At 41.0% G+C, this 14,337-nt stretch carries 11 protein-coding genes and 4 tRNA genes; 9 read left to right on the top strand and 6 right to left on the bottom strand.

The window, feature by feature from the left end; translation table 11 throughout:
- Positions 1–471: 471 nt before the first annotated feature.
- From rnk to R7E47_RS14560, 5 genes are all read left to right on the top strand, one after another.
- Positions 472–879 (top strand): nucleoside diphosphate kinase regulator, encoded by a 408-nt coding sequence (gene rnk / locus R7E47_RS14580; RefSeq protein WP_005390213.1) that lies wholly within the window; start codon positions 472–474, stop codon positions 877–879.
- 238 nt (positions 880–1,117) lie between these two features.
- A complete protein-coding gene (locus tag R7E47_RS14575; protein ID WP_025767735.1) occupies positions 1,118–2,077 on the top strand; it encodes a GGDEF domain-containing protein in 960 nt (319 codons plus the stop codon).
- Between the two features lie 227 nt (positions 2,078–2,304).
- Positions 2,305–3,291, top strand: coding sequence for an ABC transporter substrate-binding protein (locus tag R7E47_RS14570; protein WP_258483483.1), 987 nt, complete (start codon positions 2,305–2,307; stop codon positions 3,289–3,291).
- A gap of 298 nt (positions 3,292–3,589) precedes the next feature.
- Positions 3,590–4,630, top strand: coding sequence for a GGDEF domain-containing protein (locus R7E47_RS14565; RefSeq protein ID WP_225455651.1), 1,041 nt, complete (start codon positions 3,590–3,592; stop codon positions 4,628–4,630).
- A gap of 235 nt (positions 4,631–4,865) precedes the next feature.
- Positions 4,866–5,858 carry an LLM class flavin-dependent oxidoreductase gene (locus tag R7E47_RS14560; RefSeq protein ID WP_318084500.1) on the top strand — a complete coding sequence of 331 codons (993 nt, stop codon included), beginning with the start codon at positions 4,866–4,868 and terminating at the stop codon, positions 5,856–5,858.
- 5 nt (positions 5,859–5,863) lie between these two features.
- Here R7E47_RS14560 and R7E47_RS14555 read toward each other — a convergent pair.
- Both R7E47_RS14555 and R7E47_RS14550 read right to left on the bottom strand, forming a co-directional pair.
- Positions 5,864–5,937: transfer RNA gene (locus R7E47_RS14555), tRNA-Cys, on the bottom strand.
- Between the two features lie 36 nt (positions 5,938–5,973).
- Positions 5,974–6,060, bottom strand: a tRNA-Leu gene (locus R7E47_RS14550).
- A 301-nt stretch (positions 6,061–6,361) separates the two neighbouring features.
- Between R7E47_RS14550 and R7E47_RS14545 the strand changes: the two genes are divergently transcribed.
- Both R7E47_RS14545 and R7E47_RS14540 read left to right on the top strand, forming a co-directional pair.
- On the top strand, positions 6,362–7,291 hold the full coding sequence (locus R7E47_RS14545) for a CHAD domain-containing protein (protein ID WP_021707732.1): 930 nt from the start codon (positions 6,362–6,364) through the stop codon (positions 7,289–7,291).
- Positions 7,292–7,360: 69 nt separating this feature from the next.
- Positions 7,361–8,149 carry a lipase family protein gene (locus tag R7E47_RS14540; RefSeq protein WP_005375991.1) on the top strand — a complete coding sequence of 263 codons (789 nt, stop codon included), beginning with the start codon at positions 7,361–7,363 and terminating at the stop codon, positions 8,147–8,149.
- A gap of 74 nt (positions 8,150–8,223) precedes the next feature.
- On the opposite strand, the gene R7E47_RS14535 is transcribed toward R7E47_RS14540, so the two are convergent.
- The 4 genes from R7E47_RS14535 to R7E47_RS14520 all read right to left on the bottom strand — a co-directional run bounded on the left by R7E47_RS14535 (position 8,224) and on the right by R7E47_RS14520 (position 10,636).
- Positions 8,224–8,478 (bottom strand): hypothetical protein, encoded by a 255-nt coding sequence (locus R7E47_RS14535; protein WP_005375990.1) that lies wholly within the window; start codon positions 8,476–8,478, stop codon positions 8,224–8,226.
- A 130-nt stretch (positions 8,479–8,608) separates the two neighbouring features.
- Positions 8,609–10,132 carry an alpha-amylase gene (amyS, locus tag R7E47_RS14530; protein WP_258615804.1) on the bottom strand — a complete coding sequence of 508 codons (1,524 nt, stop codon included), beginning with the start codon at positions 10,130–10,132 and terminating at the stop codon, positions 8,609–8,611.
- A gap of 307 nt (positions 10,133–10,439) precedes the next feature.
- Positions 10,440–10,513 (bottom strand) — tRNA-Cys (locus R7E47_RS14525).
- A gap of 36 nt (positions 10,514–10,549) precedes the next feature.
- Positions 10,550–10,636: transfer RNA gene (locus R7E47_RS14520), tRNA-Leu, on the bottom strand.
- Between the two features lie 549 nt (positions 10,637–11,185).
- Here R7E47_RS14520 and R7E47_RS14515 point away from each other — a divergent pair.
- Together R7E47_RS14515 and alr are read left to right on the top strand one after the other, a co-directional pair.
- Entirely contained in the window at positions 11,186–12,817 is a 1,632-nt protein-coding gene (locus R7E47_RS14515) for a methyl-accepting chemotaxis protein (protein WP_318084494.1), read from the top strand.
- Positions 12,818–13,018: 201 nt separating this feature from the next.
- Positions 13,019–14,248, top strand: coding sequence for an alanine racemase (gene alr / locus R7E47_RS14510; RefSeq protein WP_158155191.1), 1,230 nt, complete (start codon positions 13,019–13,021; stop codon positions 14,246–14,248).
- The last annotated feature ends 89 nt before the right edge of the window (positions 14,249–14,337 follow it).

The following is a 14,337-nucleotide window of genomic DNA, read 5'->3' as shown; positions in this document are numbered from 1 at the left end:
AATTAATACATGATGTAAATCAATTACAATTTCAAACTACCCTAAAGGGGTAGATGAACGTATTTATCTGACTATTGCGAAATAAAAAGTAATTTATTAACGGATATTGGTAGTTTTAACAAACTGAGATAACCGAAGCCATGCTAGCAACGGACTATACCGTTTTGCTTTTATGAAGTTAGGCTGACCATCGAAACCGAGCACACCTACGATAAATCCTGCTTTGCTTCTAAACGACGCACTCACTTGACTTCACCGTTTCAAGGTGATCAGAGAACAATATCTGAAGTGATTGAAAGATTTAGAAAAATCAAGCTTCACAACAAAAATTTTTTACTAGCTAAGTCGCACTATAAAGACTAAAATCAGGTTTAGTTCATATGGAATAGCGTCCATATGATTGATACCGTAATTGACATATAGAGTGCCGTCCCATTTTTGTGAGGCGGCCTTTTATTTGGGAGTCATAAAATGTCAGAAAACAATTCTATCTACATCTCAAGCTTAGATATGAACCGAATCACGGCCTTGTTGGATAAAATGCCAAACATCGCAGCGGAGCTTGTGGAATTAGAAGCAGAGCTCGACCGAGCAACAGTTCTTGAGCCAGAACAAATGCCAGATAACGTGGTCACGATGAACTCGACTGTAGAGTTTAAATTTTCAGGTGAAGATAGAACCATGACAAAGACACTGGTTTACCCTTCTGAACTGAAAAGCAGTGATGATATCTCTATTTTTGCACCCGTAGGCAGCGCACTGATCGGTTTGTCTGTCGGCCAAAAACTTGACTGGCCAATGCCAAATAATCAAGTGAAGACAATTGAAATTGTCGATATCACATACCAACCTGAGCGTTGTGGTGCACTAAACCGCTAACCCTCAGTAGTCCCGGTGCAAAGGCCTCCATTTAAGACTTTGCACCAGGAGAGCCCCTCGCTTACCCCCTATTCCCTTCTTTGTTTTCCAAGCATTTACTTTACTGCTCTTAAGTAACATCACCGATTCTTTATTATTTACCGCATATTCAATATTTATATCTCCAAGCTCAATCATAGAAATTGCAAAGTATTTTTCGTATATTGTCGCTCCGAAAACGACGTAAATTATGCGCAAAATGGAAGAATATCTAACTCGAATTGCCTGCTTAGAAAAAGAAAATGAAGAGCTGAAGCGGAAGAATGCGCGACTACAAGAAAAGTTGAATGCTGCACTCGACAGTAATGGACTGTGTTTGTGGGAGCAGCATATTCCTTCAGGTACTTTGACGATATTCAATATGCAGTGGGGAAAAATGCTAGGTTATCAGCCCCATGAGTTAACCGCGACGGTTGAAACGTGGAAAAACAATCTCCACCCTGAAGATTATGATCTTGCGGTGGGTGCATTTGAAGATCACCTAGCAGGCAAGACCGACCTTTATGAGGTAGTGCATCGCATGATTCATAAAGACGGCAGTGATAGCTGGGTCTACGATCGAGGGCGCATCGTCGAGTATGGTTCTGATGGCGAACCACTACGGATGATGGGTACTCATATCGATATTACAAAAGAAAAGCGTTATGAGCAGCAACTGGCCAAGTTGGCTTCGAGTGATCCATTGACTGGATTGTTAAATAGAAAAGCAATTGAGGAAAACTTTAATCATCAACCTCAAACCGAACCGTCTCAGCAGTCTGCTTTAGTGTTTGTTGATATAGATAATTTTAAAGCAGTTAACGACCAGCTAGGCCATCATACTGGCGACACCCTCCTCATCAATATCGCCAATAGCTTAACAGAGCTTGCGTCAAGCAAGTCTCAAGTTGGACGCATAGGAGGCGATGAATTTGTTATCTTAAACTGGCATTCAAGTCGAGAGGAAATATCCCAACTTTGCAATCAACTCTTAGATTCAATCATTCCAGCGATAAATCAAGACTTACATAAAGTAACGATAGGAATGAGTATCGGTGTTTGTCTCTTTAACAAAGGAAAGCAACCGTTTAATGAAGTGTATCAAAAAGCCGATCACGCAATGTATGAGATAAAGAAAAATGGCAAAAATGGAGTACAATTTTTCAACTTAAAAAGTTGATATCTCTCCATAAATCATCATGTTATGAAATCAGTCATTTGCTACAACTTGAACTAACTAAAGATAAATTCTTTATATCTAAGCCAGTTACCGAAATTACCCCTAGGTACTCATAAATTTGGCACGATACAAATAAATCCCCTCCTCTCCTAGCATCAACCCAATAAGCAACTACACTCATTTAACTGATAGATTAATTACTACTATTATGAAGGGAGTTGTTTTTGATGGATACAAAACAGATTTCTACAGTTATCATAATTTTAGTTCTTTCTGCATTAGTAGTTGCTTATTTAAAGTTAACAACGGTATCAAATGCTATCCACAAACCTACAACAATCGGTATATCTAAGACGCCTCTGTCAGCCCCTTTTATCATTGCAGAGCACATAGGTGCGTTTGAAGAAAACGATTTAAACGTCGAACTTATCATGTGCTTTGGAGGGGTCGAATGTTCAAACCTACTTCTAGAAAACCATGTTAATTACGCCACTTTTTCTGAAAGCGTACTGATGTTTAAAAGCTTTGAATACAAAGATTTAGCATTAATCACTTCTTTTGCATCTTCTACGAATGATATTAAGCTGCTAACTAAAAAGCGGTCTGGCATAGAAAGTATAGATAAATTACCAGGAAAAAAGGTTGGTGTAATAAAAAAGAGCGCTAGCGAATATTACTTAGACTTGTTGCTACAGGTAAATGACATTGATTTAGAAAAAGTAGAAAAAATATCATCAACAACGCAGGTTATTATAAATCAGTTAATGCAAGGAAACGTCGATGCAATATCTACTTGGGAGCCATACGGATTTATGGCCAAGAATAGAATAAATGAAGAAGTAAAGAACATAGGAATTATTGGCGTGTATAAACTTTACTTTTTGCTTGTATCAAAAGAAATACACATTGAAAAATCAGATCAAGAAGTAATGAAAATAATAAAGTCACTTCATCACTCAATTAACTGGATGGATAAAAACCCTCATTTAACAATGAAAATACTATCACAAAAACTTAACACAACAGTTGAAGAAATATCTTGGAGTTGGGATGATTATAACTTTCGATTAAATTTAACGAATTCTTTATTATTTACATTACAATCAGAAGCTAATTGGGCATTAAAACAAAACTATGTAGAAGGACAGATTCCAAATTACAGAAAAATATTTAAAGAAAACTATATCAATTCATATTTTGATGGTCTAGATTAAAATGCATCGTTCGTTAAACCACTATTTAGCATCACTATTCAGTCTAAGCGTAATACTATGTATCAGCGTTATAGTATACATAAGCTTCATAAAAATAGAAGATTATAAAGCCAAGAAACAATTAAACCAAATAATGGACATACAAATATCATTAGAGTCATTAAGTAGTTATCTTTGGGCTTACACTCAAAATAGGGGAAAAAACAATTTCACACAATTCATGATTTCTCATAACAAATTAAACGAATTATTATCTCAAAATGAAGATGTTTTATACCTTACTAAAGACCTAAAAAAAATGAATCTCGAACTGTATTTTTTAGTTCAATACGAAAATAATCATTTACTAGACAAAGATCGCCATTATGATTCAGTCGTAAATTATAATAAATCAAATCCTGTCATACAATCCAGAATAAACATTGTATCCCAGGATATGAATAATGAAATAATATATATTTATAAAAAAATACTTAATAATAAGTCTACAAAACTACAAAATTTAAATTATTACACTCAAGCAGGTATTATTTTTATCTCTCTGGTTGTTATGCTATTATGCTTTTATATAAAAATAAAGTTCAAGAGAAGCTTTCAAAGGTTTATAAATGGAATAAAACAATTAAGCAGGTCAAATTTTGACTATAAAATCCCTTCAGAAAATCAATTCACGGAATTTGAAAATCTGTCTTGTTACTTCAATAAAATGGCGGCATTGTTAAACCACACAACAATATCAAAATCAAAACTTAAAGAAGAAGTAGAGAATCAAACTTCAGTTCTAAATCGTCAAAAAGAAAGTTTGGTATTTTTGTCTGAGCACGACTCCTTAACTAATATCTACAATCGTCGAGCAATAGAAAAACATTTGATCCAGCTTACGCGTAATTTCAGAGGCAGTGAGAATAGTTTTAGTTTGTTTTTTATAGATTTAAATTTATTTAAGGATATTAACGATAGCCATGGCCATGAGGCAGGTGATGCAGTGTTAAAATCTGTAGCTAGTAGATTATCAAGTATTATCGACGAATCAGACATGGTAGGCCGCTTTGGTGGAGATGAATTTATTATTATTCATCGTTCACACACAACAGGTACGTCTCTGTCTGCATGTGCACTACGCTATATCCAAGAAATAGAAAAAGTAATTCATTTTAAAGGTAAAGAGTTATGCGTCGGAGCTAGCATTGGTATTGCACTCTATCCTGAGCATGGGTCGAATGTACATGAATTATTAACAGCGGCAGACAAGTCTATGTATCAGTCAAAACGTTCTAAAGCTAGCTCGTTCACTATTGTCGACAACAGCAGTTCGCTGTTAAAGAGGCCTATGTTTTAATCTAAAGTAGCTGTGGAAACGTTCTACATGCGAATATTCAACGACATCGACCACTGTGGCCACTTACAGTAATAAAGCCGCTTTTATCACATAGCAAAAGCTAAACTCGTAAGCTAAACGCTCTCCAGGCATTGAAGAAAAATAATCCATTGTGAATGGTTAATCCTCCCCTTTTAAACGTCAACTTTCACCACCATATGATAGTTAAGATTCATTAACAGGTTATAACTATCCTATGTCTTTTCCTCGTTTATCTGTTCTGGATTTGGCACCCGTGTCCGACGGAACAAACTTCACCGAAACGTTCGAACGCTCCGTTGAATTAGCTCAATCAATCGAGTCCTGGGACTATCATCGGTTTTGGATGGCTGAACACCATAACATGCCCGACATCGCCAGTGCCGCAACCAGTGTATTACTCAGTCATATTGGAGCGCACACGAACTCGATCCGTTTAGGATCAGGTGGAATCATGTTACCTAACCATGCACCACTAGTTATTGCAGAGCAATTCGGAACGTTAGAGGCATTATACCCTGGTCGTATTGACCTCGGATTAGGACGCGCACCAGGCACCGACTACCAAACAATGCATGCATTAAGGCGGGAACCAGAGCATATGGATCCTGACTTTGAAGAGCTGTTGGAGGAACTTAATTTCTTTCTTGGTCCCGTATCTCGAAATCAACCAGTCGCGGCTTATCCAGGTAACAACACATCTCTGCCGATTTGGCTTCTGGGGTCGAGTACATACAGCGCACGTTTAGCAGCTAAGAGAGGCTTACCTTTCGCATTTGCTGCACACTTTGCTCCAGATGCAATGTCTCGTGCTCTAAACTTTTATCGAGATGAGTTTGTCCCATCCGAGCATTTAGCTCAACCCTATGTGATGATTTGTGCCAACGTTATCGTAGCGGATACTCAGTCACATGCAGATTTTCTCGCGACAACAGAGAAGCAAAAATTCTTAAAAATGATTCGCGGCAATCGCGAAAAACTTCGCGCACCAGTGAAAAGTATGGCACCACTATGGTCAGCACAGGAAAAGCTTCACGTTGAAACTCAATTACGTGAATCTATCCATGGTGATCAAACATATGTAAGACAGAAAATTGAGAAACTTTTGGAACGCACTGGGGCAGATGAAATTATGGTAAACACGATGGTGTTTGAACAATCTGAGAAGTTGAGATCCTACAGGTTACTATCGGAACTCATGGACAAGTAAAAGAATGGAGGCGCCTCCCGGAGTCGAACCGAGGTCCACGGATTTGCAATCCGCTGCATAGCCACTCTGCCAAGGCGCCTTTCTGATTTTGTATCTCTGTCACCAAAGATTTTGATGGTGCCCCGGGCCGGACTTGAACCGGCACAGCGCGAACGCCGAGGGATTTTAAATCCCTTGTGTCTACCAATTCCACCACCAGGGCAACGCAATCATGCGATGGGTTAGACACCATCTATCTCGCGACCTTTGCCGTGAGAACGAGGCGTACTTTAACGGATTAATTTATCTGGTCAACAAAAAATTAGTCTTTTTTATTCAAATGGTTAAAAAGACGACTCTAACGAACAAAGGGCGATCATTTTGCTTATTTGATCATCAATACGCTTTGCTTTCGTGCCTTTTAACCTTCTCATTTTATATCAATGAAGAGCCAACAAATCGCGCAAGTTAACAGTATGGGTATAAACTTAACGTGTATTTCAGAGAACAAAATAGCGCTCATCATGTTTCGAAAACCATCATTTCACTTACCCTTACATGCCGACTCCGAACTCGACTTCGTAGTGCCCCACTTCTTCCTTACTGAATTTGATTATGCACGCTCTCTGGAGCAGGGAGTCATCGACGACTTGGATCCTGAATATACACACCAATATCGCGTCACACTGAGGCGCATACGCTCACTATGCTCACTACTTCGCGAACTGATCCCTCCTTTTGAACAGCGTATTTTGAAACCTCATTTAAGAATAATGATGAAGAAAACAAATAAGCTGCGTGATTTGGACGTATTTATCTTGGACAAAAACCAATACATTGAAATGCTCCCAAATCACAAATCGTCTCTTGAGCAACTTTTTTGCTTTATAGAATCTGAACGTGCTTACGAACAAGCAAAAGTTACGCGTTGGCTAGATACACAAGAATACACAACGCACTGCACTTTGATCAGGAATAGTATGTTGCGAAGTACGCAACACGAACCAGTGGATAGCAACGTACCTGCGTTACTTTTCGCAAGCCAAAAAATCTCCGTTCAATTTAAAAAAGTTGATAAAGCACGACGCAAAATCTCGGACAAAAGTCGTGACAGCGTGATTCATTCGATGCGGATAAAGTGCAAAGCGCTTCGTTATTTGTTAGAAGGATTTTCCACGCTCTATCCTTCCCAACAGCACAAAAACAACGTGAAACAACTAAAACTATTGCAAGACAAGCTCGGTGACTTTAACGACACTTCAAGTCAAATTGAATTTTTCGCACAACTCAAAGAAACAGCAAATCTCAATAAACAAGATCGTAAGGCTTTGAAAAAGCTAATTAACGTGCTTAGCGAACATCATGAACTCTCTCGCCAAACCATCTTGACGCATTTAAGCCAGTTTGAGTCTTTCATTCGCGATTCCAATACACAAAATCTCTACCGACCCTAAATCAAGGTTCACGTATTCTTAATATTCATTAATTACAGTCAATCGTTGGGCTCCATTAAGAAAGATAACGTGAAACCATTAAAACGATACCAATACGAGCGCTATGCGGTGCTTTGTAATCTCGCCTACCCTCGCGTCTTCAGACAAACTCAATATGGATTCGATCCTAATGGGCAACGAGTCATTAGAAATGAACACGGTAAGATTATGATTCGCGTGCTCTGGAGTAAAAAACAGAGTGAAGTGGTCGTAGTGATTAAAGGCTCACACAGTATCAGTGATTGGTTGTTGAACTTCGCGATGTGGACGAGAAGCTGTCGAAGGTTGGGACTAAACTATCGCATTCACGCGGGTTTCTATCATCTGTTGTTCCAAGAAAGTTTACCGAGCCGGAATGAAGATCGGTTAGGGTTGACCGTGATCGAACGCCTCGAAGGTATCGTTGTACCACTTATTCTCAGGGGAAAAAGAATCACTATTACTGGCCACTCTTCAGGTGGCGCGATTGGCAGTGTTTTTGCTGACTATATTGAGAAAAAATACCCCAAAAGCATTAAACGCGTGGTCACTTTCGGACAGCCCGCTGTCGGAGATTGGACGTTTAAGAAACGCTACCGTTTGGGGCACAAAACATACAGGATTTGTTGCGACATCGACATCGTGACCTTTATGCCGCCCGTACCTTTTTTGTATTGGCATGTAGGCAAAATGCTATGGTTATATAACGGGAGAATATACGAGAACACCCCAACGCTCATACGGCTTGGGCGCTCCTTATTTAGTTGGTTAATGCGACCGTTCTCTTATCACTTTATGAGTAAATACATTCGCGACAAAGACTTTTTTGATGAACGCTGAGTTAAACATCCGAAAGGTATGACGTACAGACACCAAAAAGCCGGACTTCGCCGGCTTTACGATTAAGTGGTGATCTACAGAGAGGCGATTTCTTTTTCAAGTTGATATTTGTTATCTGTGACAATTCGCTCTAACACTTCAACACGTCGCTTCAAGTCACCAATTTGCTTGTTAAGGTTATCTTGTTCTTCTCGGCTCATCGTATTACGTTCAGATATCTCCAACGCTCTTACTTCTTTACGATGGTTCAAGATTAACTTTATTATCCCGCCCCCAAATATGGCACCGAACACAATAGCCACAACCAATACATCAGCAATAGATTCCATTCTTTATCTTCCTCTAGATTATGCTCAACTATAAGTTACTCATTTGTCGAATGAATATCAAATAACACATTGATTCATTGAAGAGTTTTATCAAGAATTGCCTACTCTGTATCAAAATCACAGGAATGGATTATTCAACGCCAACCCAAACCGAGACAGATCCGCCGTTTACTGGGAACTCAGCCCAACCATTCGCATCAGTCCAAACTTCTTCAGTTCGGAGACCCAACTTGTCTACGTAGCGAGCACTTGGTTTACCCGTATACATCCACTTCGAGCCGCCAGATCCATCACTCATGATCACGGCCATTGAATGTGGATGCTTTGCATCACCTTCTCGAGTCCAACCAATTACGTCCCAGTGGTCGAGATAAGAATGTTGTTTGCCATACGCATAATCTTTACGCAGTGTTACTAGCTCTTCAATGTAAGGCACTTTGACCATATTGATGTCATGCCCTTTATCACTGTACTGCGCGCCGTAGTAATCTGCATAAAACACGGATGGATAGCCTTCTTCACGCAATAAGATAAACGCGTAAGCGAGCGGCTTAAACCACCAATCAACCGTCGACTCCAAAGCCTGCAAAGGTTGAGTGTCATGGTTTTCTACTAAGGTTACCGCTTTGACTGAATTGTCCTTCATCAGCGTACCATCCATGATTTGACGCATATCGTAGCTACCACCCGATTTAGACGCATTGTAGAAGTTCATATGTAACGGTGCGTCGAATAGAGACATGCTGCCAGAAGTTTTGGTGATAAAGTTATGCAACTGATTAACATCGTAGTTCCAGTACTCTCCGACCGTGAATAGTTCTTTCCCTGTTTTCCAACGTAGGTGATCAATCCATTCTTGCAGGTATTGATATTTGATGTGCTTCACCGCGTCCATTCTAAACCCATCCACACCCGTCATGTTGATATACCACTCGCCCCAGTCTTTCAGCTCTTGCTTCACTTCAGGGTGATCCATGTCTAGATCAGCGTACATAAGGTAATCGTAGTTGCCTTTTTCCGAGCTAACTTCCCAATCCCATGCCTTACCCTCACCTTTGAATTTGAAGATAGCTTTTTCTTCGCCAGCATCGTCCCAATCCACGCCATCAAAGTGGTACCACGTCCAATGAAAGTTTGAGTACTTGTCGTTGCGCCCAGGGAAATCAAACTCTACCCACGCTTCAATCCATTTATCACCAAGTTCAATATTTCGGTTGTTCCAATCTACTCGCTTGGTATCAACCCAAGACTTTCCATCCGCACCACCGCGATGGTTGAACACCACATCGCCATAAATCTGGATATTGTTTTTATGGGCAGCATTGATGGCGCTTAGGTACTGATCTTTGGTGCCATACTTGGTGCGCACCGAACCTTTTTGATCAAACTCTCCCAAATCGTACATATCATAAACGCCATAACCGACGTCGTTGCTACCACCAGCACCTTTATAGGCGGGTGGTAACCATAACGCAGTAAAGCCGTTATCAGATAATGCCGACGCGTTGTTTTCAACTTGTGTCCAGAGTGCACCGTCATTTGGCACATACCAATGGAAATACTGCATCATGGTGCCATTTTGTGCCGCCATTACAGGCGAACTGAGCAGCAAAGTTAAGGGTAAAAGTGTAGGTTTAAGGTTGAATGTTTTCATTATTTTTCTCTCACGTTAAGGACTAGAATCCTCCTTTCTGCATATACGCACCAAGCGATACTAACTATGACGCTAGCTAGGTTGCTGCCTGTAATACAAAAAGTTCGGATTACAATCGAAGAGAAACTATCACCAATCACACTATACAATTATTGAGTTGTCTAACATTTATAAAATCAATGATTAGCGCATTAAAAATATTGAATGGTGATCAAAACATGGGAGACTTTAGGAAAGCGCGAAGGGTTACGAAAAGGCGGACTAAAAACGAAAAAAGCCAGTCATTTAAGACTGGCTTTCGAAATAGTGGAGGCGCCTCCCGGAGTCGAACCGAGGTCCACGGATTTGCAATCCGCTGCATAGCCACTCTGCCAAGGCGCCTTTCTGATTTTGTATCTCTGTCACCAAAGATTTTGATGGTGCCCCGGGCCGGACTTGAACCGGCACAGCGCGAACGCCGAGGGATTTTAAATCCCTTGTGTCTACCAATTCCACCACCAGGGCAACGCAATCATGCGATGGGTTAGACACCATCTGTCTCAGCGACCTTTGCCGTGAGAACGAGGCGTACTTTAACGGATTAATTTATCTGGTCAACAATAAATTTTATCTTTTTGATTTAAGTGCTTAAAAAGCGATCTGCCTAGTATATTTGGCATTCAATTAGACCAATAAGCACCCGTTCCCTTTCATTAGCTATAAAGTCATACGCATACTAGTGCCCGAAACTGCTTCGAGGTAAACACGCGACTATCAGCTATGAACGCTGATCTTTTCACCGCTGTAACATCTGTAACAATTTGATTCCCTACTCTTGGCACGACTGCGTACAGAACATCATATTTTGTTACCGATAACTTTATATCGAATGTGGTCGTACCTTTATAAAATCATTGACTTTTTTTATTTTCAAACAAAGCTCAATTCATTATCGAAAATATCAATAAATAATGGTACGTTACACGAGTTGCAGTAATTTAATGGACATATATCACATATAAGGATGTGGTTTACTTTGGCGACACAACATAAGAAAAACAAGGTATATCACTAATGTCTATCAAGAATCTTTCTATAGCGAAAAAGATATCGCTATCGTTTTTACTCATTGCCATCGTCAACATTGCATTTGGCGTATTTTTATCTACAGAGCTCAAAAGCATCAAATCTGAGCTTTTAAACTATACCGACGATACGCTTCCTGCAATGGAAAGGGTCGATTCGATTCGAGATCACTTGTCTCGCTGGCGCCGAGCTCAATTTGCTGCGTACACTTATGAAGACGCAGACCAAGTCAAAACTAAAATTTCTAACAATATTAGAGAACGCGAAAAGATCACTAGAGAGCTCAACGCTTACGGTGAAACTATCTGGCCTGGCGAAGAGCAGCAAACTTACCAGCGTCTTATGCGTCAGTGGAAAAAGTACTTGGTTACTATGGACCAGTACAATGAAGCGATGCTAGCTAACGACAAAAGCAAGGCCCACCCTATTTTGGCGAACTCTTTGTCTGCTTTCGAAGCGGTTGACTCAGAGTTAGGCGAACTAATCCGTCTCCTTAAAGAAGCTATGGATAGCAACAAAACTCATATCCTGTCCTCTGTAAATGGATTGAGTAATTCTTCAATTGCAAGTAACGTGATTATTCTACTGATCATGGTAGGCATGACATACGTGCTGACTCGCCTAATTTGTGGCCCACTTAAACTTGTTGTTGAGCAAGCAAATGCCATCGCGACAGGTGATCTATCAAGTGACATTGACCGTAAAGCAATCGGCAATGACGAGCTTGGTGAACTGGCAGACGCGACCACTAAGATGCAAGACGACTTACGCCAAGTTATCGATAATGTGATTGCTGCAGTTACTCAGTTAAGCAGCGCTGTCGAAGAGATGAACCAAATCTCCGATATTTCTGCGTCTGGTATGAAAGATCAACAGCTGCAAATTACGCACATCGCAACAGCAATGACAGAAATGAAAGCGGCCGTAGCCGATGTTGCTCGTAACACTGAAGACTCAGCGAACCAAGCTAACGAAGCAAACCGCCGCACACAACACGGTGTTCGTGAAACCCAAGGTATGGTTGACGCGATTCAAGAAGTTTCAAACGTAATTGGCGCTGCAGGCGATACCGTAGCAGAGCTTGAACAGCAATCGAATAAAATTAACGTGATCGTGGATGTTATCCGCGACATCGCCGATCAAACCAACCTACTTGCACTTAATGCAGCCATTGAAGCGGCGCGTGCTGGTGAGTCTGGTCGTGGCTTTGCCGTCGTTGCAGACGAAGTTCGAACTCTTGCCGGCCGTACGCAAGATTCAACGAGTGAAATCACTTCGATCATTGAGCAGCTACAATCACTTGCAAAAGACGCAAAATCAGCCACTGAACTTTCTAGAACCAGTATTTCAGAATGTGCAGAACAAGGCATTCAATCAAAACAGCTGATGAGCGACATTGAGCATTCGATTTCGGACATCTCAGACATGGGTACCCAAATCGCCACGGCTTGTAACCAGCAAGACTCTGTTGCAGAAGAGCTTAACCGCAGCATTGAAAACATACATTTGGCATCTCAAGAGGTCTCGCAAGGTTCGGAGCAAACCGCACAGGCGTGCCGCGAACTAAGCCAGCTATCCATTTCTCTTAAAGATATAATGGGCCGCTTTAAACTGAGTTAAACTCAGTGGGTACCTTAGTAGATATCAAATCAATCCCGATTTGCTTAAATTGAATGTCATCACTGAGGTATATTTAGGTATATATTAAATCACTATCTTAATAAACGCTCCAAAGCACCACTTGGAGCGTTTTACTTCGTCAGGTACTTTCCCCAAGTACTCAATAACATAACCAATACAAAAAACGCGTACGGAGACTTTATGCGCTTAAATAAAACCTTACTATCACTGACTATCGCTGCTGCAATCGCGGTTCCTGTAATGCAAGCTACTGCTGCTCCTCTTCAAATTAGCAATACAGCAGCAAAAGCAGAGCAAGTTCAAGGTGCTAACGCTTGGCTAGAAATAAACTTAGGTCAGTTCCGTGATAATATTGAGCAGTTTAAATCGCACATGGATGGCAAAACGAAAATCTGCGCCGTGATGAAAGCCGACGCATACGGCAATGGTATCGCAGGCCTGATGCCGACTATTATCGAGCAACAAATTCCTTGCGTTGCCGTTGCAAGTAACGCCGAAGCACAAACTGTTCGCGACAGTGGCTTTAAAGGCCAACTTATGCGTGTACGCTCAGCGGATATTGGCGAGATTGAAGCCGCAATCGACCTAAATGTCGAAGAGTTGATAGGCACAGCAGAGCAAGCTAAAGCACTGTCTAAACTAGCCGAGAAATCTGGTAAAGAAATCAAAGTTCACCTTGCTCTGAACGACGGTGGTATGGGGCGTAATGGTGTTGATATGACGACAGAAGCGGGCAAGAAAGAAGCGCTAGAAATCGCTCAACAAGCTGGCGTTAGTATTGTTGGTATCATGACTCATTTCCCTAACTACAATGCAGACGACGTGCGCCAAAAGTTAGCTTCATTCAAAGACAGTTCTGCATGGCTGATTAAAGAAGCGAATCTAAAACGCGACAACATTTTACTGCACGTAGCTAACTCTTACACCGCGCTTAATGTTCCTGAGGCGCAGCTTGATATGGTTCGCCCTGGTGGCGTTTTATACGGAGACCTACCGACTAACCCTGAGTACCCTTCTATCGTGTCTTTCAAAACACGCGTGGCATCCGTTCACCACCTGCCAAAAAATAGCACAGTCGGTTACGACAGTAGCTACACAACAAGCAAAGAAAGCTTAATGGCGAACATTCCTGTTGGTTACTCTGATGGTTACCCACGAAAAATGGGGAATGCGGCAGAAGTTCTGATCAATGGCCAACGTGCAAAAGTTGCGGGCGTTGCTTCAATGAACACTACAATGGTAGATGTTACAGGTATCAAAGATGTTGAGCCTGGTTCTGAAGTTGTTTTGTTTGGCTCCCAACAAGGCAAAACGATTTCAGCTGCTGAGATGGAAAAACACGCAGAAGTCATCTTCCCTGAACTATACACGGTTTGGGGAAGCGCGAACCCTCGTGTCTACGTAAAATAAACCTATTCAGTTATTCGTAACAGAGCGAAAAAGCGAGCCTGGTGCTCGCTTTCTTTCTTATCTACTAATTTGTACTAGCTCGTGATTCT

This window comes from Vibrio sp. Vb1026 (assembly GCF_033338745.1).
In the GTDB taxonomy this organism is placed as follows: domain Bacteria; phylum Pseudomonadota; class Gammaproteobacteria; order Enterobacterales; family Vibrionaceae; genus Vibrio; species Vibrio alginolyticus.
This window is presented reverse-complemented; position numbering and strand designations above follow the sequence as displayed.